Origin of the sequence: Tolypothrix campylonemoides VB511288_2 (assembly GCF_045999855.1) — a bacterium.
GTDB lineage: Bacteria > Cyanobacteriota > Cyanobacteriia > Cyanobacteriales > Nostocaceae > Scytonema > Scytonema bouteillei_A.
Genome location: NZ_JBFPMW010000002.1, coordinates 512659 through 536148, shown reverse-complemented (window position 1 = coordinate 536148; position 23490 = coordinate 512659). Strand labels below are relative to the sequence as shown.

The 23490-nt window shown below is 42.0% G+C and carries 20 protein-coding genes; 8 read left to right on the top strand and 12 right to left on the bottom strand.

What is annotated here, in order from left to right:
* Nucleotides 1-116: 116 nt before the first annotated feature.
* The 5 genes from pstB to AB0756_RS06735 form a co-directional block, all read right to left on the bottom strand.
* Nucleotides 117-896 (bottom strand): phosphate ABC transporter ATP-binding protein PstB, encoded by a 780-nt coding sequence (gene pstB / locus AB0756_RS06755; protein ID WP_050046365.1) that lies wholly within the window; start codon nucleotides 894-896, stop codon nucleotides 117-119.
* A 46-nt stretch (nucleotides 897-942) separates the two neighbouring features.
* Nucleotides 943-1821, bottom strand: a complete 879-nt coding sequence (pstA, locus tag AB0756_RS06750; RefSeq protein ID WP_038084776.1) for a phosphate ABC transporter permease PstA — start codon at nucleotides 1819-1821, stop codon at nucleotides 943-945.
* Nucleotides 1822-2044: 223 nt separating this feature from the next.
* On the bottom strand, nucleotides 2045-3037 hold the full coding sequence (pstC, locus tag AB0756_RS06745; protein WP_038084773.1) for a phosphate ABC transporter permease subunit PstC: 993 nt from the start codon (nucleotides 3035-3037) through the stop codon (nucleotides 2045-2047).
* 321 nt (nucleotides 3038-3358) lie between these two features.
* Nucleotides 3359-4402 (bottom strand): phosphate ABC transporter substrate-binding protein PstS, encoded by a 1044-nt coding sequence (gene pstS / locus AB0756_RS06740; protein WP_038084772.1) that lies wholly within the window; start codon nucleotides 4400-4402, stop codon nucleotides 3359-3361.
* Nucleotides 4403-4560: 158 nt separating this feature from the next.
* A complete protein-coding gene (locus AB0756_RS06735; protein WP_050046364.1) occupies nucleotides 4561-5247 on the bottom strand; it encodes a MotA/TolQ/ExbB proton channel family protein in 687 nt (228 codons plus the stop codon).
* 210 nt (nucleotides 5248-5457) lie between these two features.
* Between AB0756_RS06735 and AB0756_RS06730 the strand changes: the two genes are divergently transcribed.
* From AB0756_RS06730 to AB0756_RS06720, 3 genes are all read left to right on the top strand, one after another.
* Entirely contained in the window at nucleotides 5458-6969 is a 1512-nt protein-coding gene (locus AB0756_RS06730; RefSeq protein ID WP_038084769.1) for a UbiD family decarboxylase, read from the top strand.
* Between the two features lie 128 nt (nucleotides 6970-7097).
* On the top strand, nucleotides 7098-7718 hold the full coding sequence (locus AB0756_RS06725) for a hypothetical protein (protein WP_050046363.1): 621 nt from the start codon (nucleotides 7098-7100) through the stop codon (nucleotides 7716-7718).
* Nucleotides 7719-8166: 448 nt separating this feature from the next.
* On the top strand, nucleotides 8167-8868 hold the full coding sequence (locus tag AB0756_RS06720) for a Uma2 family endonuclease (protein ID WP_038084767.1): 702 nt from the start codon (nucleotides 8167-8169) through the stop codon (nucleotides 8866-8868).
* 154 nt (nucleotides 8869-9022) lie between these two features.
* Here the strand turns inward: AB0756_RS06720 and AB0756_RS06715 are convergent, their stop codons facing one another.
* Nucleotides 9023-10747 carry a hypothetical protein gene (locus AB0756_RS06715; RefSeq protein WP_038084765.1) on the bottom strand — a complete coding sequence of 575 codons (1725 nt, stop codon included), beginning with the start codon at nucleotides 10745-10747 and terminating at the stop codon, nucleotides 9023-9025.
* 11 nt (nucleotides 10748-10758) lie between these two features.
* Nucleotides 10759-11781, bottom strand: coding sequence for a hypothetical protein (locus tag AB0756_RS06710; protein WP_038084763.1), 1023 nt, complete (start codon nucleotides 11779-11781; stop codon nucleotides 10759-10761).
* Nucleotides 11782-12157: 376 nt separating this feature from the next.
* On the opposite strand from AB0756_RS06710, the gene ssuD reads away from it, so the two are divergent.
* A complete protein-coding gene (ssuD, locus tag AB0756_RS06705; RefSeq protein ID WP_038084761.1) occupies nucleotides 12158-13318 on the top strand; it encodes an FMNH2-dependent alkanesulfonate monooxygenase in 1161 nt (386 codons plus the stop codon).
* 314 nt (nucleotides 13319-13632) lie between these two features.
* Here ssuD and AB0756_RS06700 read toward each other — a convergent pair whose 3' ends face one another.
* From AB0756_RS06700 to AB0756_RS06685, 4 genes are all read right to left on the bottom strand, one after another.
* Entirely contained in the window at nucleotides 13633-16464 is a 2832-nt protein-coding gene (locus tag AB0756_RS06700; RefSeq protein ID WP_038084759.1) for a zinc-dependent metalloprotease, read from the bottom strand.
* A 191-nt stretch (nucleotides 16465-16655) separates the two neighbouring features.
* Entirely contained in the window at nucleotides 16656-17291 is a 636-nt protein-coding gene (gene upp, locus AB0756_RS06695; protein WP_038084757.1) for a uracil phosphoribosyltransferase, read from the bottom strand.
* Between the two features lie 99 nt (nucleotides 17292-17390).
* Nucleotides 17391-18650 (bottom strand): URC4/urg3 family protein, encoded by a 1260-nt coding sequence (locus AB0756_RS06690; protein ID WP_038084754.1) that lies wholly within the window; start codon nucleotides 18648-18650, stop codon nucleotides 17391-17393.
* 88 nt (nucleotides 18651-18738) lie between these two features.
* Complete coding sequence (locus tag AB0756_RS06685; protein WP_038084751.1) at nucleotides 18739-19998, bottom strand: GTP cyclohydrolase II; 1260 nt, start codon at nucleotides 19996-19998, stop codon at nucleotides 18739-18741.
* A gap of 344 nt (nucleotides 19999-20342) precedes the next feature.
* Here AB0756_RS06685 and AB0756_RS06680 point away from each other — a divergent pair, with 344 nt between their 5' ends.
* The 4 genes from AB0756_RS06680 (at nucleotide 20343) to AB0756_RS06665 (ending at nucleotide 22840) form a co-directional block, all read left to right on the top strand.
* On the top strand, nucleotides 20343-20813 hold the full coding sequence (locus AB0756_RS06680; protein ID WP_038084750.1) for a tetratricopeptide repeat protein: 471 nt from the start codon (nucleotides 20343-20345) through the stop codon (nucleotides 20811-20813).
* A gap of 386 nt (nucleotides 20814-21199) precedes the next feature.
* A complete protein-coding gene (locus AB0756_RS06675) occupies nucleotides 21200-21568 on the top strand; it encodes a hypothetical protein (protein ID WP_038084749.1) in 369 nt (122 codons plus the stop codon).
* Nucleotides 21531-21977, top strand: coding sequence for a hypothetical protein (locus tag AB0756_RS06670; RefSeq protein WP_038084747.1), 447 nt, complete (start codon nucleotides 21531-21533; stop codon nucleotides 21975-21977). The genes AB0756_RS06675 and AB0756_RS06670 overlap by 38 nt, the downstream gene beginning before the upstream one ends.
* A 242-nt stretch (nucleotides 21978-22219) precedes the next feature.
* Nucleotides 22220-22840 carry a TolC family protein gene (locus AB0756_RS06665; protein WP_082051805.1) on the top strand — a complete coding sequence of 207 codons (621 nt, stop codon included), beginning with the start codon at nucleotides 22220-22222 and terminating at the stop codon, nucleotides 22838-22840.
* 49 nt (nucleotides 22841-22889) lie between these two features.
* Here the strand turns inward: AB0756_RS06665 and AB0756_RS06660 are convergent, their stop codons facing one another.
* Complete coding sequence (locus AB0756_RS06660) at nucleotides 22890-23363, bottom strand: hypothetical protein (RefSeq protein ID WP_050046361.1); 474 nt, start codon at nucleotides 23361-23363, stop codon at nucleotides 22890-22892.
* Between the last annotated feature and the right edge of the window lie 127 nt (nucleotides 23364-23490).

The window sequence follows — 23490 nt, the reverse complement described above, 5'->3', positions numbered from 1 at the left end:
GCAAAGGTTTGTGACTAAAAACTTTAAAGCACAGTTAACACGCCACTTTGCCAAAATGTAAAGTGACCTGTTACATATATAGTACTTGTACCGTTATTTATATAAAAGGAAACACCTTAACCAAAACGCCCGGAGGTATAGTCACGGGTACGAGTATCAAGGGCATTACTAAATATTTGAGTGGTTTCTCCAAATTCCACCATTTGACCGATGCGACTTTCATCAGTACTGAAGAAAGCAGTGTAATCTGAAACCCGCGCTGCTTGTTGCATATTGTGGGTTACGATCGCAATTGTGAGTTCGTCACGCAAACTGTGAATGAGTTCCTCAATTTTCATTGTGGCAATGGGATCGAGCGCCGAACAAGGCTCGTCCATCAACAAGATTTTTGGTTTTACAGCTAAAGCACGAGCAATACACAATCGCTGTTGCTGACCGCCTGAGAGCCCCAACGCTGATTTGTGCAGTTTATCTTTTACTTCTTCCCAAATAGCTGCACCTCTGAGGGCTGATTCCACAATTTCATCTAATTCTGCTCTTGGACGCCAACCTGCAATTCTAATACCGTAGACCACGTTATCGTAAATACTCATGGGGAAAAGGTTTGGTTTTTGAAACACCATACCTATTTGGCGGCGCAGACGGTTTAAGTTTACGCGGGAAGCATAGATGTTTTGACCGTAAAACTCTACAGAACCATCCACCTTTACAGGACCTTCTAACTCGCTAATGCGGTTGAGACATTTAATAAACGTTGATTTACCACAACCACTTGGACCAATGATGGCTGTGACGTGGTTTTCATAGATATCCATTGAGACACCTTCCAATGCTTTGGATGTGCCGTAGTAGAAGCTGAGATTCCTGACTTTGATGGCTGGGGTTAATTTACTCATAGGATTTAGATACGACACAAAAAATCACACCACTTTTAAAGGTCACTTAAGCGTTTCTCTTTCTTGTAAAGATACGAGAAAGAACACTAATTATTAGAATCATTCCAACTAAAACCAGAGAAGTCGTCCACACTATGGCTGTTTTTTCTGGTGTGGGGTCGTTGTACAGATTAAAAATTAACACTGATAGTGAGGCTGTTGGACTATTTAGCTCGGTTGACCAATCTAAACTAAACAAGGAAGTAAAAATTAAAGGAGCTGTTTCACCCGCAGCACGAGCAACAGCTAGTAAAACCCCTGTAGTGATAGCAGGTAGTGCAGCCGTTATAACGACACGAAATATAGTTTGGAAGCGAGTTCCTCCTAAAGCAGCCGATCCCAGACGCATGGTGACGGGAACAAGTTTTAAAGCCTCTTCTGTAGTAAGAACAACAACTGGAAGCATCAGTACTGCCAATGCAAAACCGCCTGCGATCGCGCTAAATTGCTTCGTTGTTAATACAATGACACCAAAGGCAAAAATCCCTACCACAATAGAAGGAACTCCTGTAAGAACAGAAGCCACGAAACGAACAAGGCGTCCTATTTGGGTACCTTTGCCTATTTCTGAGAGATATATACCCGTCATAATTCCTGTAGGAACACTAAATAGTGCAGCTATTGACACCATAATTAGAGTCCCGACAATTGCATTTCCAAAACCATCGTAAATGACAGGTGTCACAAACATGGATGGTTTGAGACTCTTCAACCCCCGCCCGATGATTTCCCATAAAAGTGATACCAAAGGAATCAAAGCTAAAGCTGAAAGCAAGAATGCTATTACAGTCATTCCATAGTTAAATACTAGCCTGATTGGTGGTAGAGGACTATATATTTCTGCTGCCACGGATTTATTTCTTTCAGACTCTTGATGACCGGTCATATCTCATTACGCCTTTTTCTCTTCAAACTCCTTGGCAACTTTCGTGTCTTTCTTTAGACATAATAACCTGAAGAAAGTACTGCCAATCGTTTAGTAACAAGTAGTTTATGTAACATTTGTCGTAAATCTCTTCGACCAATTTGAAAAGAGAATGTGACAGATAATAGGGTGAGATGAGGGCATTCTCAATCCAAAATCTAAAATCCACTCATCCAAAATGGTATTACTTATTTTTGCCACCAACAAACTGTACAACTGCTAAAGCACAAATATTGACAGCTAAGGTTACGGCAAACAAAATCAAGCCTAAATATGTTAGCGCTCCAATATGTAATGGATCTTGCGCTTCAGCAAACTCGTTAGCTAAGACAGAAGGGATCGTGTAGCTCGGATCGAGTAGTGATGCACTGATTTGAGCCGAGTTCCCAATCACCATAGTCACAGCCATTGTTTCCCCCAATGCTCTCCCTAAAGCGAGCATTGCTGCACCTACAATTCCAGAAAATCCAGTCGGTAGTATGACTCGAAAAATGGTTTCCCAACGAGTAGAACCCAAAGCCATCGATCCACTGCGTAATTCTTTTGGAACCACAAGCAAGACATCACGACTAATAGCAGCCATTGTAGGTAAGATCATAATTGCCAGAACGATCCCTGCAGTGAGTAAGTTGAAACCTGCTGGACTTGGCGTGTTAAACAAAGGTAACCATGCAAAAGTTGCGGACAACCAAGTTTCTAGAGGTGTCAGTACCGGAATAAATACATACACGCTCCACAAACCAATGATGACACTGGGAATAGCAGCGATGATCTCTACGATAAACGCTAGGGTTGTTCTTGCAGAAGGCGGGATAAAATTTTCACTCGTGACTAAAGCTACTGCCAATCCTACAGGTACAGCTAATAACATAGCGATCGCACTGGTGACGATAGTTCCGTAGATATAAGGCAATGCACCAAAAAGCAAATTACCTGCATCCCATTCCTGACTCCACAAGAACCCCAAGCCAAACTTTTGAATAGCTGGTAAAGCTTGTTGAAAAACGATCCAACTCATCCAAAACAATACAGCAACTGTCAGAGCAGCAAATACATAAACTAGCCAAGTAAATCCCTTATCAATTAAGAAACTTTGACCGCTAGTCGCTGTAATATCTGTACTGTCATCGATTAAGTTTCGTTGATTGTTATTAGCTGGTTCTGAGGAATTAGCCATTACTCATTAGAAGATTAAATTCTCGTCATGACACATAGGTGAGCAAACAGCCCACCAAAGTTAGGAAATTGTTATTTGCTAATTGCTAATTGCTAATTGCTAATGGTGAGACCAGAGAAAGCAGGCGGTGAGTTCAGTGCTGCAGGCGGGTTTCCCGCGCCCTAGCGACTGGCGTATAGCCCTGCGGGCATAGCCTGCTTGCGGCATCGCGGAGTGTGCGCTAAGCGCTTAGCGTCTCCGCTCCTGAGATAGGGCTAACGGCTAATACAACAATTAGCAATTAGCCATTAGCAATTAGCCATTAGCAATTAGCCATTAACACTACTTAATAGCACTATTTACTGTTTGTATTACCTTTTGTGCCGTAGATGCTGGAATCCTAGTATAGTTCAGGTCATCATTAATTTGTTGACCGTCAGTTAATGCCCAGTTAACAAAGTTTTTCACAGCAGATCCTTTAGCAGCGTCGGGATAATTTTTATAAACCAACAGCCAGGTTAGACCGACAATGGGATAACCTTGTGAGGGATCTCCAACAAAAACTCGGTAGTTGTCAGGGAAAGTGACAGTTGACAAAGCTTGGTTGGCTGACTCTAAAGAAGGAGCTACATATTGTCCTGTTTTATTCTGTACTTGTGCTGCGTTCAGTTTGTTTGCTGTAGCATACGCGTACTCAACGTAACCAATAGATCCTGCGGTACGAGAAACGAGATTAGCAACACCTGGGTTTCCTTTCCCTTTAAGAACATTGGCGATTGTCCACTTTGGAGCAGTTCCAGCACTCACTCTGCCCTTAAAGTAAGGACTGATTGTACTTAAATGAGTAGTAAAAATAAAGGTAGTACCGCTACTATCAGCGCGAACAACGGGTTTGATGGGCTGATTTGGTAGATTGACACCAGGATTATCTGCTTTGATTTGAGGGTCATTCCAGTTAGTGATTTGACCTGAGAAAATACCTGGTAAAGTCTTGCGGGACAATTTTAGATTGTTGACACCAGGAAGATTGTAAACAACAGCAACAGCACCACCCGCAGTAGGTACTAGGATAGCTCCTCTGCTGACTTTACCTATCTCTGCATCAGTCATTGCAGCATCACTAGCACCAAAGTCTACAGTTCCAGCAATGAACTGGCGAATACCCGCACCACTACCAACACCTTGATAGTTAACACCCAGCTTTGGATACTTTTTCTTGATTTCACGCGCATAACGTTCGTACAAAGGAGCAGGAAAAGTTGCTCCTGCACCATTAATAGTTTGTGCTTGGGCAGTAGTAGCTGTAAAAGAAGATCCGACAGCAATAACAGCCGTGACAGCTGAAGCAGCAACTACACGATTCAAAACGGTAGCCGATAATTTCATATTGCTAGGTTATTAATGATTATTTGTTTTTGGACAACACAGCAAATAAGCTACAATAATATTGGTTAAGAAAAAGCTAAGATAAGTTTAAACAGAGGTTAAATATTTTTTAAATTTCTATCTACAAATCAGCAAGCATTGACTGCTCGATAATTACTTTAATTTTCATCTATCGATTGATTGCTATTGACTGTTAATTGTTCGCTGTGAATTGTTAACTGGACGTTATTCCAACGTTGCAAGTAAATAAGTTCTAATTCATAACCCACTTTAGAAAAAAAGTCTATTTGCCGGAATTGCAAAATTACAAAAATTCTGAAAATTACAAAAGCAATAATCGCCAGGGCAATTCCGGTTGTAGAGGTTATAAGTGCCTCTGCCAGACCAGTAGTGACAGCAGAGAAATCAGTTGTGTTGCTTCCTGTCTTAATATGCTTAAAAGCAGCAATCAAACCACTTGCTGTACCTAAAATACCTAACAAAGGCGCGATCGCAATAGCACTTTCTAGCAGCCGATTACCCCGCCGCATTTCCAAACATTCTTTATCGCAAGCCGCTTTTACAGCTAAATGAAAAGTTTCGGGGGTCGGATTCCTAAGTTTCAATGGCTCAACCAAGAAGCGACCAATCGATAAATCTTTTGCACATAGAGCGATCGCTTCTGCTTCCTCCAGACCTATCTCGGCTGCTGCCAGCACTTTCCGCACTAAACGACGCTCTCGAATCGTGAGATTACACCAGAACCACGTCCTTTCCAGCGCACAAGCTAAAGTCACGATAGATAAAAACAACAGAGGCCACATCACGAGACCGCCTGCCAGAAATGTATCGTATATTACGGTCATACTGGATTTTTGGAAGCGTTTGCTGGTAAAAAATAATGCATATTCTTACTAAAGATACATGAAATTCTTTATTTTGATAGTTAAGAAATATTAAAATTAAGATTAATGTTTAGTTAAAATACGGAAAGCTCTTGTTCGCCGTGAGTCACCACGAGTAGAACAAGGGAGAGAGGACTGATAATATAAGAAACGCTTCATACTTCTTAAACAATGGCACGAGACTTACGGGGATTCATCAAACTGTTGGAAGAAAAAGGGCAATTAAAGCGAATTTCAGCCCCAGTCGATCCAGACTTGGAAGTTGCCGAAATTGCCAACCGAATGCTTCAAAAAGGGGGACCGGGGCTTCTATTTGAAAATGTTAAAGGAGCATCGTTCCCTGTAGCAGTCAACTTACTGGGAACAGTAGAACGGATATGCTGGGCAATGAATATGCAGCATCCTCTGGAGTTGGAGGAATTGGGGAAGAAATTGGCAATGCTGCAACAGCCAAAACCACCGAAAAAGATTGCTCAAGCAGTGGAGTTTGGGAAAGTTCTGTTTGATGTGTTGAAAGCAAAACCAGGACGCGACTTTTTCCCCGCCTGTCAGCAAGTAGTGATTCAAGGGGACGAGTTAGATTTAAATAAATTACCTTTGATACGTCCTTACCCCGGAGATGCGGGCAAAATTATTACTCTGGGGCTTGTGATCACAAGAGACTGTGAAACGGGAACGCCGAATGTAGGTGTATATCGCTTGCAGCTACAATCCAAAAATACCATGACCGTTCACTGGTTGTCAGTGCGAGGTGGTGCAAGACATTTACGCAAGGCAGCAGAACGTGGGAAAAAATTAGAAATTGCGATCGCACTGGGTGTAGATCCCCTAATTATTATGGCAGCCGCAACACCAATACCCGTGGATTTATCAGAATGGTTGTTTGCAGGGCTTTATGGTGGTTCCGGCGTGCAGTTGGCAAAGTGTAAGACAGTGGATTTGGAAGTCCCCGCCGATTCGGAATTTGTTTTGGAAGGGACAATTACCCCAGGAGAAGTTTTGCCAGATGGTCCCTTTGGGGATCACATGGGTTATTACGGCGGTGTAGAAGATTCGCCTCTGATTCGCTTCCATTGCATGACTCACCGCAAAGACCCAGTTTACTTAACCACATTTAGCGGGCGTCCGCCAAAAGAAGAAGCGATGATGGCGATCGCGCTCAATCGCATTTATACACCTATTTTGCGGCAGCAAGTCTCAGAGATTGTGGACTTCTTCTTACCTATGGAAGCTTTGAGTTACAAAGCAGCCATCATATCCATAGATAAAGCATATCCGGGACAAGCAAGACGTGCAGCTTTGGCATTTTGGAGTGCTTTACCACAATTTACGTATACTAAGTTTGTGATTGTAGTAGATAAGACAATCAATATTAGAGATCCGCGTCAAGTGGTATGGGCAATAAGTTCTAAAGTCGATCCCTCACGAGATGTCTTTATTTTACCCAACACACCCTTTGATACTTTGGATTTTGCTAGTGAGAAAATTGGTTTGGGTGGAAGGATGGGAATTGATGCAACAACAAAAATTCCTCCAGAAACAGAACATGAATGGGGTGATTCCTTAGAATCCGATCCAGAAACCGCAGCAATGGTTGATAGACGATGGGCTGAGTACGGTTTGGCAGATCTACAGCTAGGCGAAGTCGATCCAAATTTATTTGGTTACGATTTTAAACAGTAAGCAGTCGTGCAATACTATTTGCTTCTCTCGTTCCCAGGCGGAGCCTGGGAATACAATCTCCGAGGCTCAGCCTCGCGTAACAAGTAGTTACTAGGCGCAATTCGCTGTATCGTGGTGGGATTAAAGTTATGGGATATAGTATCCATTACCAATTTAATGCTGGCGATCGACCTATTAATGAAATCCGCACTATCTTACATTCATTACATCACCACGCACAACTGCTTCCCTTTACACGGGTAGATGATAATGTCATTGAGCTAGAAGGAAAAGACTGTGTTTTCAGTTCTGAAAATAAAAAATCTTCACTCCTGACTCTTCAAGCCATTAACCATAATTTTGCTACAGGTGAATCTATATCCCCTACTCATATAATTGGATTTGAGACACTTCCAAGACCAGGATGTGAAAGTTTGGCTATTTTTCTAGGATACTATTCTCAGTATAAAAACTGGATGGCAACAGGACATTGCAAAACACAATTTGCATCTCTACCAGAATATGGAGGAGACGCTAATTTTGTTTTTGCTCATACTTTAGTTGTTGAAATGTTAGATCGAGTTCAAAGTCTAGGAATTTTAGAAAATGTTTATGATGAAATTGGATATTGGCAACAACGAGACTTACTCTGTTTAGTTGAGAGAGATTCAGTGGAATTCCTTCGTCAAAATATTGTACAATTACTGCCAAACTCATCATCTGACTTTGTACAAAAGCTACAGCAACAGATCGATAAACTCAATAATTAAATTCAAAAGCTTGTCGGTTAAGCTTAAAAATACGAAAATACGCAGGTAGGTTGGGGAGCCACTCGCGTGCGGAGAGAAGTTGCGGCTTGGGGGTTTCCCCCAATAGCAAACTTCGGAGGGTTCCCCCCGTTGAGCGATGTGGCGTTTGAGAAACAAAACCCAACTGCTAAGTTCCCATCACGTTCTGTTTCTACATTCAGAGCAGCAATAATTTCCCTACTGACAAAACTTAAGTGTTGAATATAAGAGATTTTCGTACCCAGTACTTTTTAACCTAAGTGTGCAAGTGCTGCAAATCTATAGGTTTTTATATAAACATCTGGCGATCGGTTTTGTTGCATAATTTCTTTCTGTACCCCACGTAAGTGGGAATTGCTATAATTGGTAAGAGCTTAAGTAATACAACTGCTAAAATAAATCCATAAATCATTGATGCCGTATCCGTTCTATGACTATAGCTCAAGAATTAGATGCTCTTGATGGCATCTCTCCAGATGTTGTATTTCCTCCTGGCGATCTATACAGTGACGAACCTCCCTTGGAAACAGAACTCCACCTACGACAAATAATTTTACTTTTGATATGTCTGGAATGGCTGTGGCGAGATAGAAATGATTTTTATGCGGCAGGAAACTTGACTATCTACTATAGCCCACGGCAACTCAAATCAGAAGATTTTCGAGGTCCGGACTTTTTTGTCGTGTTAGGAACCCAACGCAAAACCCGCAAAAGTTGGGTAGTCTGGGAAGAAGATGGCAAATATCCGAATGTCATTCTAGAAATTTTGTCGGACTCAACAGCTAAGACAGACAAAGGTTTAAAAAAAGAAATTTATCAAGATACTTTCCGCACACCAGATTATTTCTGGTTCGACCCATACACATTAGAATTTGCGGGATTTCATTTAGTTGATGGAGAATACCAACCTCTGCAACCAAACGAACAAGGACATTTGTGGAGCCAACAATTAGGATTATATTTGGGAATTCATCAGGGTTTATTGCGGTTTTTTACACCAGATGAACAACTAGTACCAACACCAGAAGAAACAGCGCAACAGACAGAAAAAAAACTAGAACAGGAAGCTGCAAAAGCAGAGCGTTTGGCAGCAAAATTACGGGAGTTAAATATCGATCCAGATACAATTTAGCCTCATCTTCAGCGATTATTGCAGCTTGTAACGATTTACTATTATATGGGCTTCTAGTCTGCTACTAAATACAGTACGGGCGAGGACGCCCGTAACACAAGATGGATAATTTATTTCTTGAAAAACCCTAATTACAATCGGCGATTATTTGTTACTAGTTAGATGCAGATGCTATTCCAATGTCGGGAACTGGGAGAAGAGCATCACCTGTTTCATTAATCGCTGCCAAAACAGGATCGCTAATCACCGATCTTCTTCTAGCAATGACTAAATCGTAAAGTCTTTTGAGTTCGGCTTGGCGAGTTGCTCGGTCGTTCTTGTTTAACTTTTGGTCAATACTGTTACTATAGGCTTGAACACGTTCCTTAAGAACTTGTAAAGGATTGTCATTTTTCAACAACGCTAAGAATTCACCTGCTGTTGAATCGCTTGATGGGTTAGCTTGTTCTATAGCAGCAATGACTTTTCGAGTTAAATCATCTGGAAACCGTTTGACACTCAGAGGATTTGTACCTGTTTGTAGTGGTTGAAAACTAAATTGTTCGGGAATAAATTGCAACAATTCTTGTCTTTTTTCTGAAAAGACTGGTGTTTCTAAATCAACAGCCATCACAGCAGCCACAAACTCAGGAGTCATAACTCCTTTGTTCATCAGTTGTGCGATCGCACTGTTATCAACATGACTGGCTTCTGGTACAAACCAAGCAAAATTCGCATCTCCTGGCTTTCCATCCAACCTGACTCCAGACTGAGCTAATAACTGTCTGTATTCTTCTGGTTTGACCTTAGCTAAATTACTAAAGTTCAAACTTTCTGATATCCCTAAACCTTGTGAAATCGAAGGTGAATTACCACCGATTAAATTGGCGTTAAGAAAGAAAGTATTGGGAATTTGAACATCGGCAAAAGGTCCGGGTGTAGGAGTACTGGCAAAAGGATGTAAGTTTCCAACTTGTTGATTGCTGCTGATTAAGTTAAATTCAGTAGTGTCAAACAGAGGGCGTAGAAGGCGTTTTCCTTGAATAACTTGTTGACTTCCACCAGAATTTGTAATTGGGCTACCATCATTATTGCGAGCAATACTTTCCTCAATTCTTTTTTCATTAAACTGATTGATTGCAGGAAGAATGAAGTTAGTTTCCAGTGTTTCAGCACCGCTTAAACTTTGGGCAATTCTAGAATTATTGCCAGCCTTCCAATCTAACTTTAAGTAATTGGCGTTAAATGCAAAGGAGTGCCAGTTATTCCAAGGGAAAGCCAGTTCTTTCATCACTGGCGCACCATTAATGTGACATTGCAAGCAGGTTCCGCTTCGTTGAGCGGGTTGCAGTAAATCGGCTTGAACACTGGAGTTGCGAAATTTCCAAGACAATCTTCCTGGCGTTCCTTGTTGGTCGAGCTTGTAGTAGTTGTAGCGACCTCGCTGACCATCCCAACCTAAAGCTTCAATGGATTGTACGTCGGGAAAGGTCTCGGAGTTAAAGAACACGGAGAGCATAACGTTTCGATCTAGCCTTTGCCCTTGATTGTTACCCGTGAAAGTCAGTACGGCTCTTCTACTTGCTGGTTGACCGCTCACGGTTGGTTTAGAATCGACAATAGTTTCATCGACAACGAAAGTTCGCTCTTGCCCTTGTTGTCCTTTAATCAAATTTTCTATTTCAGCTAGATTTGTAACATCTGCGTGCTCTTTTAGAACGAGATTAAAAAGTGGATCGCCTAAAGAACTTAAGGTACTTGAAGCTACTGGCTGAACATTTGCTCCCTCTTGTCTTTGTTCTAGACCCAGAGGAACTGGTGCAGCTTGAGCAAACGCAAGCTTTGTAAAGACGAAAAAACAAAATACGAATGCGATCGCTGTTTTGATAAATTTATGCATTTTACGTGCTCCTAAACTTGACCGATTAACCGTGAGGATTCTTCTCCAGTTGCTGCCCAATCGGGAAGTGCTGACTCTGGAGCTGCAATGACAGATGCTCCAACTGTTAACTGTGCTGCTACTTGTGCTCCAGTTGTGATGGTTGTATTTTCAATGGTCACCCCTTTTGTGACATCAAGGACAGCACGGCGACCGTTACGGCTGATAACCCAAGCACCTTGATTTTCATTTGGATTATTGATATCGATTTCTTGACCGTTAATTTTCCAAATCCCTTCAAGCCCGGACATTTTGATACCTACTGGATCTTGCAAGCTTAAACCGCGATCGCTACGGGCTAAATTTTGAGAAGCTTGGCAAATAGCTGGATCTGAGTTGCGTCCGGGGACGCAAGCTGTTTGCCCGCAGATTGCTGATGCGGGAATATCCAATCTAGAGATGGCACAAGGCTCTACTAAGCCGAACAATGCTTCTACCGTGTTATTCGTTTGAGTGAGACAAAGGATTCCTTTTTGTCCGTTGTTCCAAGGATTTTGTCTCAAGTGTCTGCGAAATTGCTCTGCACGCTTTTGCGGTGAAGCAGATATAGGATCGAATCCCAGACCAAATAATTCCTCAAGCGTGGGATTTGCTTCTGGAATCGTATCTTGAATTCCTGCAATCAAAGCATCAACACTAACTTGAGCTAAGGCTTCGTAATACTCTGGAAACTCAGTCGTAAAGGTAACTTGCGTGACTTTTCCATCTTGAATCTCGGTATGCCATTCAACATACTCATCTTGCAGATTAAAGCGATCGCTATCAATAATCTCAAATGGTCTATTTGCAAGTTTGGGAAATGCAATCCAATTAATTGTTTCAACTTGAAGCCCTGTTTCGTTAGTAAGTCCTTCAAAAGCTTCTAGCAATGTAAAAGCAGAATTCAGTCTGAAAGCAGAGCGCTTGTAGAGCCGATCGATTTCAGTCCTATATATTTCTAGGGCATTTTGACGTTTAAGAAAATCTGAACCTGTGGGATCTGTATATGCAAACATCGAATTTCTATGTAATAGTTGATATGCTTTTTTTACATTTTCAATATGAAAATGTATGAGAATGCCAGCATGGAGCTAAATAGAAAAGCTACTTAGCGATGGTTCGCTTGAAGAATCTATTTCTGTTAAAATACGCAGATGCTATGTAAACCCTTGTACAAGCTTAACTCAATTTATTTGTGTTTCTTGTTACTTTTTGTATAAGTGTTTTCCCAAGTTTGTTATGGATTATCTACAGATTTAGCAATTCGCATTCCGCTCAAACTGCAAAAACTTAAAACAAGTGTTATAAATCTTAAAATATAAATTTTCTACGGTAATATGCTTGACTTGCCGTAGATTAGTATAAAGTATTGACTGAATATAAATAAGTATCATGCATCTTCTTTGGTTTATCCCAACTCACGGCGACGGACGTTATCTTGGAACTACGATTGGCGGGCGATCGGTAAGTTTTTCTTACCTGCGTCAGATTGCTCAAGCTGTCGATCACTTAGGCTTTACTGGAGCATTGTTGCCTACAGGTCGCTCTTGTGAAGATGCTTGGGTTTTAGCATCCACTTTAATGTCTCACACGCGTCAAATGCGTTTTCTGGTGGCAATACGTCCGGGGCTGATGTCACCTGGAGTTGCAGCAAGAATGGCAGCTAGTTTTGACCGTCTCTCGGGTGGTCGATTATTGATTAATATTGTCACGGGTGGCGATCCCGTAGAATTGGCGGGAGATGGCGTGCATCTAAGCCATGACGATCGCTATAAATTAACAGATGAGTTTTTAACTGTATGGAGACAGATAGCAGCCGGTGAAGTCGCTAACTTTCAGGGTGATTATCTCAACATCCAGGAAGGAAAATTGCTCTTTCCTCCCGTTCAGAAGCCTTATCCACCTTTATGGTTTGGTGGTTCTTCTCCCATTGCCCAGCAAATTGCTGCCAAGCACGTTGACGTGTACTTGACTTGGGGCGAACCACCCGCTCAAGTGGCTCAAAAGATTGCCTCTGTTCGCGAGCTTGCAGAAAAAGAAGGCAGGAAATTAAAGTTTGGTATTCGGTTGCACGTCATCGTAAGAGAAACCGAGAGTGAAGCTTGGGATGCTGCTAGCGATGTGATTCGATATGTGGATGATGAAGCGATCGCACGCAGCCAACAAGTTTACGCTCGTATGGATTCTGAAGGACAGCGCCGCATGAGCCAATTGCATAAAGGTAACCGAGAAGCCTTAGAAATTAGTCCAAACTTGTGGGCAGGTATTGGATTGGTGCGAGGTGGTGCGGGAACTGCTCTTGTTGGCGATCCGGATACAGTTGCAGCCAGAATGTTGGAGTATCAAGAATTAGGGATTGATACTTTTATCCTCTCTGGATATCCCCACTTAGAAGAAGCTTACCGAGTCGCAGAACTGTTATTCCCCCGCTTACCTTTAGAGAATTTACCAGTTGTTGAACAGCAACAAGTTATTAGTCCTTTTGGGGAAATCGTTGCCAATCAGGACTTTCCAAAGCAGCAACCACAAAAAACAGCTGCAACTGTAGATTAATACCAAATCCGTTTTTATAACCCCAATAAGCCCTAGTGATTAGAAATCACGGCTATACAAACAAAGTCCGCCTGCGCGGACTAAATTATAAAGGTGGTATAAGACGCGGATTTAGTATTATCTCTCGTTCCCAGGCTCAGCCTGGGAATGCCTGACTTGGGAGGCTCCGCCTCCTGCACTCAGCCAGAAGAGGAGGTGCGAGGCAAAGCCTTGGCGTGTGAACGAGGATAAAACAACTGCAACCGTAGACTGTTACACAAGGGATAACACCCAACTTCCTTGAGGGAGAAGAGTTGGGGATGAGGGCACAATTGTTAGTAAGACAGCAACCTTGCATTGAGCGCTTTATAAATGCGATCGCAAGTTTCTTCTAAATGAGCCAGCGTGTAAATATCAAGCTTTTCACCTTGTTGTTGCAAGCTAGATTCTACAGCTTTTTGCAATTGGCGCAATTTATACCAAGCGATTGTACGACCATCTTCAGGGACATTTACATTTCGCAGTACCATTGCCAGCAAGACATTGAGATGTTCTCGCTGTAACGAACGGCGAATGCTAGAAATTGGTTTGACTTCCCTTTCATTTAAGACTTCTGTCCAAATACCGTTTTGAAGAGTATCGAACAGTTCCGGGATTGTCAACACTTGCCCGGAAGGAGTTTTCAATTCTATGTCCCGCAATCGATTGAGACGTTCGCCATCTAAGAGCGATCGCAAGACTCCACTTTGAAAATGCAAAATCCGTTCGTGAATTGGATAATCAAGGCGCGAGACAGGGATGGGATGTCCCCAGTGTTGCCAGCGTGATGGTGCAAGTTGATTGAGGAGTTGCGGTGAGAAGTTGAAAGCGTCTCCTGAAAAAACATATTCTTGCAATTCTGTCAATGCTTGGCGCTGTTTTTCCAAAGAAACCGGTAGAAATGTCCATTGAATATTATTATCACTAGCATGATGACGCCCAAAAGACTGTCCGCCAATATACTGAGTTAGTAAAGTAGCATTCCGAAAATAGTACTTGAGAACCTTATTAAACAATACGCGCAAGTCACTGTAGCTCTCTCCTTGCAATGGGTAACGCCGATCCAGACGTTGTAACATGACGCGAGCATTATCCATTTGCCATTGAGCATAAAGCAGCACATCACTACTCATGTCCCAGACATTTGCCAGAGGATTGATATCCCAGATATCTTCATCAGTTGCATAAGATAATTCTGGTTGAGGCGAAGCCACAGCAATTTGCTCCAAAAAAGCTTTTTCAGCAAAAGGAGTGACTGCTTCAGAACTTAAATCTGGATATCTTTTATAACCGTACTCAATTGCCCATTCATCGTAAGGACCAACGACTGCTGGAAAATAATCGCCTTGTTCCGTTCCTTGAGGTGCTATGTTTACGGGCAGGTAATCCATCACCGAACCAACCAAACCTTTCGTATGAGTCACTTCAGTGTTATTTAATTCTTCAGGAGATAACATTGTGCTGCCGTGAAAGTTGTGGCGCAAACCAAGAGTGTGACCAACCTCGTGAGCAATGAGCGAACGTACATATTGATGTACGTAGTTTTGCATTTGGTCGCTGCTCGGAACTGTATTTTGTACCAGTGACAGTGCTAGCGCCCCCATAGATGCTTGAAAAGAAGACTCCATTCCATAGCAGAAGTCATCCAAACCTTTGGTAATATTACGTTGAGAAGACTGATTGTTAGAGTTAACAACTAGATATTCCGACGCAGAGACTTTTTCTAACAGAGGTTGCGGAGGTTTGTAACCAGCCCTACTCTCCAAGGGTGGTGCAGGTGGTTTGTGACAAGCAACATCTTCAGACTGAGCAACATAACCATCGGTAAGGGATGAATTTGCTTCCATCAAGGCACGATATTCTTGCTGAATCGAACGCACCATACTTGCATCGACAATGATATCTGCGTCCAAGATTTCGCCAGTAAATGGATTCACTCGCACTGGTCCTCTAGCAAAACCTGCGTCTAGCGAATTAAACCAGCGAATGGTGTTGTAGCGTACATCAGCTGGATGCCATTCAGCATCATCCGGCATTTGCCGTACTTCAAGAGCATTTTGGAATCCAGCTTTTTCAAAAGCCTTGTTCCACATAAAAATCCCTTCCGCTATAGCGTCGCGATACTCCAAAGGCACTGCATTTTCAATCCAAAACACAATCGGCTTCTTTGGTGGCGAGATTTGAGCGCTACTATCCGATGGCTCAAGATGCCAGCGATTGATATAACGTACAAACGGCTCTTTCCCTTGCTTTTTAGAGAAGTCTTGGAAAGCAGTGATGAAATACCCTACTCTATCATCAGCCAGTCTGGGAACATAGCCATTGTTTTCAGGTAATTGGGAAAAACTATAATGCACTTTCAACGTCAGTGCTCTACTATCGGGTACGGTAACTAAATATGCACCTTCGGGCGATGAAAACCCATAAACGGAATCAATCTCTACGTTCTCAGGAAAGCCATTAATCTTGTCAAAATAAGACCTATTTTCTTCCAAATGATAATCTGCTTGCAAAGAATATTTTAGTAGAGAAGTTAAGCCAGGAAAATCCTGCATGAGGAGGTCATTTAAACTAACAAGAATATTTTTACTGTATGGGTCGATACAAACTATTTGAAGTGCATAAAGAACTGAATCGCTGAAAGAACGAGCAAGCGATCGCAATTCTGGTTCATTTGATTCTGTACGAAATTTAACGTTACGAATAATAAAATGTAAACTGTTGTTTATGTGACGGAAGTAAAAGAGAAAATCCTGTAAAGGCAATCCACTGTAAATACCGCTTTCTCCAATACCTGATTCTAACGTAACTATACCCAAGAAGTTTTTATCTAGCTGTTCCGCTTTAATTTCCAAGTATGTTTTATCAGAGTCTTGATGGCGATACAGCGTAAAGAGACCCTCTATCTTTTCCGCATTTTTAACGATCTCGAGATATCGCCTAAAATCTTCCCTGTTGCCCTCTTTTAGCAGATTATCAGCACTGGCTAAATTCTCAACACCTGGGATTGTATTCAATGGCTGCACGTAAACACCAGAAAGTTGATTAGCGCCTGCATAGTTCTCCCCTAACAATAGGCTGCATAATAACAAGATACAGATTACCGTTCTTTTAATCCAGTCTCTCATCCTTTCGCTTCCCGTAACACAGCAGCCTTCGTGTTTTGCAGCTGCTTAAATATTAATAGAGTAGCTGTTTTTATTTATTTAAGGTAGTCGTAATTTTACTAGAATTATTAAGAGCTAATGGCTAATGGCTGAGAGCTAATGGTGTTTAAACAATTAGCCATTAGCCATTAGCCATTAGCAATTAAAGAAAGCTACTTCGTACCAAATAACCTATCTCCCGCATCTCCCAAGCCCGGTATGATGTACCCGTTCTCGTCGAGATACTCATCTACAGCTACAGTATAAATGGGTACATCTGGATGAAACTCAGTAAAATGTTTCAGACCTTCTGGTGCAGCAAGTATGCAGACAAATTTAATAGATAATGGATTGGTTGATTTTAGTCGTTCAACAGCTGCTACTGCTGTATTGCCTGTAGCCAGCATTGGATCGACGACCAACACATCTCGTTTGTCCACATCTTGAGGAACCTTGAAATAATACTCAATGGGAACTAAGGTTTTGGGGTCGCGATACAACCCGATATGCCCAACTCTTGCGGTAGGCATCAGTTCTAACATCCCATCTAAAATTCCCTGACCCGCCCGTTGGATAGAAACAATCACCAGTTTTTTCTCTGGCGCAAGGACTGGTGCATTCATTGGTCCTAGAGGTGTTTTGATGAATTCGTCCTTTAAAGGCAAATCGCGAGTGACTTCATAAGCTAACAATAAGCTAATTTCTTTAAGAAGGGAGCGAAATTTTGCCGTACTCGTTTCAGCTTTACGCATTAACGTTAGTTTGTGTTGAATTAATGGATGATTGATGATTGTGATTTGCTCGTGCATATTGGGGACTGAGTAAGTTGGTTTCCCCGACTTCTTATAGAAGTCGGGGAGCTTGCAGTGCTTGAGTTCTAAAATAATGACCCGGTCAGGCGATCGATGTTAAAATACCGTGCCATCGCTTTCTATTTGGATGGGAGGAGTCGCGCCATTGCGGAGTTCGGCAGCAATTCTTCGTCCTGCTGTCCAAGTTCCACCTTGCAAAACTTTCACCAGTGGCAATTCTTCAGCATTCACGTTCAACTTTTGGCGAATTGTGGCAGCAATGGAATCTAAAAGTATCACAGTCAGCGCACGCCATTCTACAATCGCTTCTGAAGAAACCGGGTTGGCTTTTAGCAAAATATCTTGGTTTTTAATGTTTATCAGCCCCAAGTCAAGGCATAAACCTCCATTGCGGTATTCTGCCAATCCCGTGAGAGCATCCAAACCAGTTATTTTTAAACCGAGTTCCTCTAAAGGTTCTAACAAGGAATAGGTTAACCATTGGGACAGTTTGTGAAATGGCACTAAACCATCATCAGTGACGTCCGGGTGAAACCAGACATCCCCCAAATTAATACCAGCAACTTCTACTCGTCCAGACCAGATATCACTCAATCCTTCCAGAACTGCACCCAATACTGTTGCCGCATCTAAATGATTGTTAAAAGTTTTTGTCATTAAATATCGTACCAGATTACCCGGACGAGGATCTTGTTCTCCAAAGAGGTCAGGTGAAGAGACTAGGGAACGACCTAATTTTTGCAATAACTTCAAACGTCCAGTCATTCCCACAAGGGGATTTTCTGCACTCACAGCAAACCCTTGTGCTAATTCCCCTTCAGTTAACGCCTGCAAGCGTTCGGCATTCACTTGCAAAGGTGCTGTGTGACGTTCGCTTGCAAAAGTTCCCGCACAAAACATTTGAAAACTAGCAACTGCTAACCCTTCAGAACGCTTAAAACGCAGTTGAGTTTCCGGTTCGTCATAATACCAACTTTCTCCGGCTCCTGCATCCAGTAAAACACTGACGATCGCCAAATCAAATTTGGCAATCGCCTTTTCTAAAGGCGTCAGATTTGTCAATCTCTCATCCAAAATTGACAAACGAGGTACGCCACCAGCTTCAAAATGTCGCCAACGGCTGTGAAAAGGAATTTTAAAATCCGGATATTCCTCTCGCATCACCCCAATCGTATAATCAGCTACCCGTTCCAATTGAGACAAATCGCAATTGAAATAACGCGAATGACCTTCAACCGCCAGTTTGTATAACTGTCCGCAACGTTCTCGAATAGCAGTAGGCGATCGCAAATAAGCAACCAACTCTCTCTCGTCTTTCCTCTGTGACCTCAGCGCCTCTGCGGTTTTTCTCTCCATTTTTCCCTTCCTAGCGATACACCCTCAAAAAGTATGAAGGATAAAGTATAAAGCTTTTTCTGCCTTATCCTTCATCCTTCTTCATACTTTAGCCTTCCAAAGAACGTCCTTGAACAGATGCCAGCGCATCCGCATCTAATACCTCAGATGTGGTATAATAACCTGCTGCTTTTTTCGCTTCTATTTCTACTCGCGCATCTTGAGGAATCAATTCTTCTGGAATGGGAACTCGTTCCACCACCTCTATGCCTGCTTGAGTGATAGCGTTGTATTTCATATTACTCATTGAAACCAAGCGGTCAATACGAGCCACGCCCAACCAGTGCAACACATCCGGCATCAGTTCTTGAAACCGCATATCTTGAACACCCGCCACGCATTCAGTCCGACTGAAGTAAGCATCAGCGCGATCGCCCCCTTCTTGACGCTTGCGAGCATTGTATACTAAAAATTTCGTCACTTCTCCCAAAGCCCGTCCTTCCTTGCGGCAGTAAACAATGATACCAGCACCCCCTTCTTGTGCTGTTTGGATGCAGACTTCTATTCCGTGGACTAAATAAGGACGGCAGGTACAGATATCTGACCCAAAGACGTCAGAACCATTGCATTCGTCATGTACTCTAACTGCTAGGGGTTTATTGGGGTCGTCGATCGCTGCTACATCCCCTACAATGTATACAGTAACACCTCCAATGGGTGGTAAAAAGACCTCAAGATCGGAACGCGTCACCAATTCTGGAAACATACCCCCCGTTTGTTCAAATAAGGCGCGGCGCAATTCTCCCTCTGAAATTTGGAAGCGCTTGGCCATTCCCGGTAAATACCAAACTGGCTCAATTGCTGCTTTAGTGACAACTAAATCGCCATTGGATTTCATAATTTTGCCATCAACTTGCAAGCGTCCATTCGCTACTGCTTCTTGCAGTTCGGGTATGTTGATATGAGCTTTAGTGATAGCAATTGTCGGGCGTATATCATATCCCTGTTCGTAATACGATCTAAAGACATCACCAACATTTGCCCCAAATGGGTCAAGAGATACAATTTTATCTGGATCGAACCAGCTTGGATGCGGTCCAATGCCCTCCACTGGAGACGTGTTAGTGAGATCGGCCCTGTGATCTGATTGAAGTGCTCCGCTTGCTACCGCCAATGCTCTATACACCGCATAACTACCAGAATGGGTACCAATGACGTTACGGTGTGCTTGCTGAGTTAAGGTAGCTACCACCGGACCCCGTTGCATGGGATCGACTTCTCCCCACTTGATAGGAATTGGTTTGGGACCAAAGCGACTGGGATGCGAAGTGAGAACAATATGCCTGTAGATGCTCTTTTGCTTTGGCATAGTCTTTAGTTTTCGTGTTTTTGCGATCGATTTTTAGTATTAACGATTTATCAATAACTACTAACACATTTCTATTTGGGAAAATGTGAGATACTATTGACCAATCGCTAATAAATCTAAAGATTGAGTCCGCCATTATATCGTATTAGAGACTACAGAAGAGTATGAAGGATAAAGGACAAAGGGGGAAAAACTGCTATTCTCTGTAGAAATTCGTAGAATTCTACGAGTTTCTTCAGCAAAATATTATTTTACACTTAATCCTTCTGGTGACTTCAAGGGTGACTAATTGGATAATAATGTGCGAAATTTGATCCAAAGCTACTATCACTGACCGCGAATTCATGGATTCTTTATTTATCAATTACTTACTTGAAGACTTGAAAAATTCCGATGAAACAGTCCGCGATGAGGCGACCAAAAGACTCTGGCGGATTTGGTTTCAGCAAAAAGGAATTCACGGGCTAGAAATTATCGAACGCAGCCAGCAGTTAGTGGATGCGGGAGAAATGAATCAAGCCGAAGCCATTCTCACAGAACTTATTAACGACCAACCAGATTTTGCAGAAGCGTGGAATCGCCGTGGTTTTCTTTACTACATCAACGCTCAGTATCAAAAGTCTTTAGCAGACTGTCAGATGGTTGTTCAACTTAACCCCGTGCATTTTGGCGCACTTCATGGTATGGGCTTGTGTTACGCGGCACTCGGACAGTATTCTGAAGCGATTAGAGCATTTCGTCTTGCTTTGGAAATCCAGCCCTATTCCCAAGTTAATCAAAAATTGATTTTAGAATGTACGCTTCGATTGAGCTAGTGAGTTAGGGTATAGGACAGTATAGGGCATAGGGCATAGAATTTATGCCCTACGCTCAACTATTGGACTTTGGACAAAAAAGGAGCTTTCCTCCCAAGTATTACATGAATGGGTTTTTGGCTCTTCCCATGTAATACTACTGATATCTTGCACCTACACCCTATAAGGGTGAAGCTATACAAGCAAAGCCTGCCTACGGAGGCTAGAAAATCCCATTTTTTCATGTTATTGATAAAAATATATGATTATTAATGACATAAATATTCAGTATTAATACTTTGCTGCAAGATGTAAGACTAGTGACTTATAACCTTTACCAAAGCTACCAAGATAACGGTAATACCGATTCTAGATGAGGTTGCGCTTAAAATTCCCTCACATTAGAAATGTGGGGCTATACAAACAAAGCCCACCTACGTGGGCTAAATAGATGCATCTTTATACAGAAATGGTATAAGTTTGAACGTCAGAATGCTTGGAACCTTCTAGCTGACGTACCATTTGCTGGAGCATTATTTGGTATCAAGAAGTTCTTCGCTGCCAATAAAGCCATCAATGCTAGTGCTGAAGGTACAGATAATGTCCTGAAAAGCACTGGAAAAACGGTGACCAATACGAGTAACTGTTTCGTTGCAGGCACAGAAATCATCAGAGTAGTAGATACAGGTAAAATTGTAGGGATAACTGCTTTAAAATTCGGTGGCAACCCAACGGGCTATGAATGCAAAATTTACAGAGATAGTCAGTCAGTGTAGAAGGCCTACTGTTGAGTTACTGATGGAAGCACTTTCAAATAGACAAATTGCTATCGACTTAGGAGATTTAGAATGGGGAACATTAAAAATACAAGCAGGTAGTGAAATTGATGTTCCTGATGGCATGAGAACATGGTGGACTCTGGTTAATAATGAACCTGAAGAGAAATCTGTTATGTATATGGAGTTTTACTTTGAGCTAAGTGAAAATTCACAATACATCTCTCTTTGGTTGAAGTCTGAATACGACATCTTCAGACCGCTTCGTTTCGGTGCGACACCAAACAATTTACATGCCGTTCTCACTTTTGAGCGACTTATGAGTTATCTTTCTAAATTAGCCGAGCAAATGAGTGGAGTGTTAGAGATATATCCAGACTTAGCCAACTTCTTCTCAGTTACTAAGTGAAGTCGGTTTGATAATTAGTTTCAATGATAAAACGGTTTACAAACACTAACTATTTTGTACATACTTTCTCAGGTGCAGAGATTATACTCTATAATAATCCTGAAGAAATGGATGATTTGCTAGTTGAATTAATATTTACTTTGGTGGTATGGTCGAAAGCAGTTTTCAATTACCCGTTCGCTACAATTGGGTAGGAACGTTTCTCCCTACTGCTGAAATTTTATTGAAATTCAGATAAAAATATGATGTCAGTTTGTCGCTATATAGTAGCTGTAGGTGTGAATTGTGCGATCGCATTGAGCCATGTTGGGCTTGGTGCAGCGCAGGTACCACAACACCTCAATCCCAGTCCCAATCCCCTGCAATTTCCTACTCTACCGCAAGAAGTCAAGATTCAACACACTCAGCCAATAACTCTGCAGCAAGCTTTAGAACTGGCACGACGTAACAATCTTCAATTACAGGAGGTGTCAATTCAAGTAGAACGCAGTCAAGCTGCCTTACAGGAACTGCAAGCTCTTGAGTCTCCAACTGTTAATCTAAGTACTGCCTTGAGTCTGTCTGAGTCTGTGATGAGCCAGCTTTCCATAGAGCAACCCGTAAACCCAGCATATTCGCAATTGCAATCTAATTTGAACAACGTTCAAACTACTCATGCTGCCGTTAACCAAGCAAAGGAAAGCTTACGTGTTGCACGTTTGCGTTTCCAAACAGGTGTTGGCACTCAAACTGAAGTGATTGAAGCAGAAAATGATTTGACCCGAGCACAAGCTAATTTAGCGCAAGCTGTCTTGAGTTACAATCGTGCTTTAGCTCAGTTACGACGTGCTGTTACCTCTAGAGGAGCAGGCTATCAAAAATAGTAATTTCTCAAATAACCCAGAGAGTCGTCAAAAATGAGTGCGTCCTTCTTTAGAGCCAGTATGCAACTTGTATTTTAACCTTTCGCTTATCTGCTGATAAAACTAATAGTGCAACCTGTCCTCCATTACCCGAAGAGATAGAGTACTTTAAACTCTTATCTGGAAGCTTTTCTGGAACAAGCTCACTAGTCCCTTGAGATGCCATTAACCATTCCTCTATGTCACTTTTGAGGGCTTCAAAAGTTACCACTACTGTTCGGTCAAAAGCACCACCTTTCATTTCAGTTTTGATATGGGTTGCAGATTTTGGTAATGGAGCAAGTTCCGCTAAGTCTTGAGTCACTTCAACAGCATAAGCTTTACTCCTTGGGGTCTGACTGCACCAAATAGGACCCATCAAAATGATGAAAAGATTTAATAAACCCAAAATTGATAATAATAAAGAAATAAGAAATATAAAGAAAATCGCAATACCTTTCTTTCTCTCGCGTTTCTGTAATTGATTTGATGCCGCAATTATCATGCCAAATGTTGAAACTGCGAATAGTGCAAGTAGTGGTAGAAAGAGAAGATCGATCGATGAGTTAAACCATCTTACAGGTGCAATCCAAGGTAAAGGAACGCACCCTGTTTGCCAGAAGACACATAAG

Excerpts from the sequence above, each read along its gene's own strand:
- AB0756_RS06720 (WP_038084767.1), top strand. The coding sequence starts at position 8,167 with ATGACTATAGCTCAAGAATTAGATGCTCTTGATGGCATCTCTCCAGAT.
- AB0756_RS06685 (WP_038084751.1), bottom strand. The coding sequence starts at position 19,998 with ATGCCAAAGCAAAAGAGCATCTACAGGCATATTGTTCTCACTTCGCAT.
- AB0756_RS06680 (WP_038084750.1), top strand. The coding sequence starts at position 20,343 with ATGGATTCTTTATTTATCAATTACTTACTTGAAGACTTGAAAAATTCC.
- ssuD (WP_038084761.1), top strand. The coding sequence starts at position 12,158 with ATGCATCTTCTTTGGTTTATCCCAACTCACGGCGACGGACGTTATCTT.
- AB0756_RS06730 (WP_038084769.1), top strand. The coding sequence starts at position 5,458 with ATGGCACGAGACTTACGGGGATTCATCAAACTGTTGGAAGAAAAAGGG.
- AB0756_RS06735 (WP_050046364.1), bottom strand. The coding sequence starts at position 5,247 with ATGACCGTAATATACGATACATTTCTGGCAGGCGGTCTCGTGATGTGG.
- AB0756_RS06690 (WP_038084754.1), bottom strand. The coding sequence starts at position 18,650 with ATGGAGAGAAAAACCGCAGAGGCGCTGAGGTCACAGAGGAAAGACGAG.
- pstA (WP_038084776.1), bottom strand. The coding sequence starts at position 1,821 with ATGACCGGTCATCAAGAGTCTGAAAGAAATAAATCCGTGGCAGCAGAA.
- upp (WP_038084757.1), bottom strand. The coding sequence starts at position 17,291 with ATGCACGAGCAAATCACAATCATCAATCATCCATTAATTCAACACAAA.
- pstB (WP_050046365.1), bottom strand. The coding sequence starts at position 896 with ATGAGTAAATTAACCCCAGCCATCAAAGTCAGGAATCTCAGCTTCTAC.
- AB0756_RS06660 (WP_050046361.1), bottom strand. The coding sequence starts at position 23,363 with ATGATAATTGCGGCATCAAATCAATTACAGAAACGCGAGAGAAAGAAA.
- AB0756_RS06665 (WP_082051805.1), top strand. The coding sequence starts at position 22,220 with ATGATGTCAGTTTGTCGCTATATAGTAGCTGTAGGTGTGAATTGTGCG.
- AB0756_RS06715 (WP_038084765.1), bottom strand. The coding sequence starts at position 10,747 with ATGCATAAATTTATCAAAACAGCGATCGCATTCGTATTTTGTTTTTTC.
- AB0756_RS06670 (WP_038084747.1), top strand. The coding sequence starts at position 21,531 with ATGAATGCAAAATTTACAGAGATAGTCAGTCAGTGTAGAAGGCCTACT.
- pstS (WP_038084772.1), bottom strand. The coding sequence starts at position 4,402 with ATGAAATTATCGGCTACCGTTTTGAATCGTGTAGTTGCTGCTTCAGCT.
- AB0756_RS06710 (WP_038084763.1), bottom strand. The coding sequence starts at position 11,781 with ATGTTTGCATATACAGATCCCACAGGTTCAGATTTTCTTAAACGTCAA.
- pstC (WP_038084773.1), bottom strand. The coding sequence starts at position 3,037 with ATGGCTAATTCCTCAGAACCAGCTAATAACAATCAACGAAACTTAATC.
- AB0756_RS06675 (WP_038084749.1), top strand. The coding sequence starts at position 21,200 with ATGTGGGGCTATACAAACAAAGCCCACCTACGTGGGCTAAATAGATGC.
- AB0756_RS06700 (WP_038084759.1), bottom strand. The coding sequence starts at position 16,464 with ATGAGAGACTGGATTAAAAGAACGGTAATCTGTATCTTGTTATTATGC.
- AB0756_RS06725 (WP_050046363.1), top strand. The coding sequence starts at position 7,098 with ATGGGATATAGTATCCATTACCAATTTAATGCTGGCGATCGACCTATT.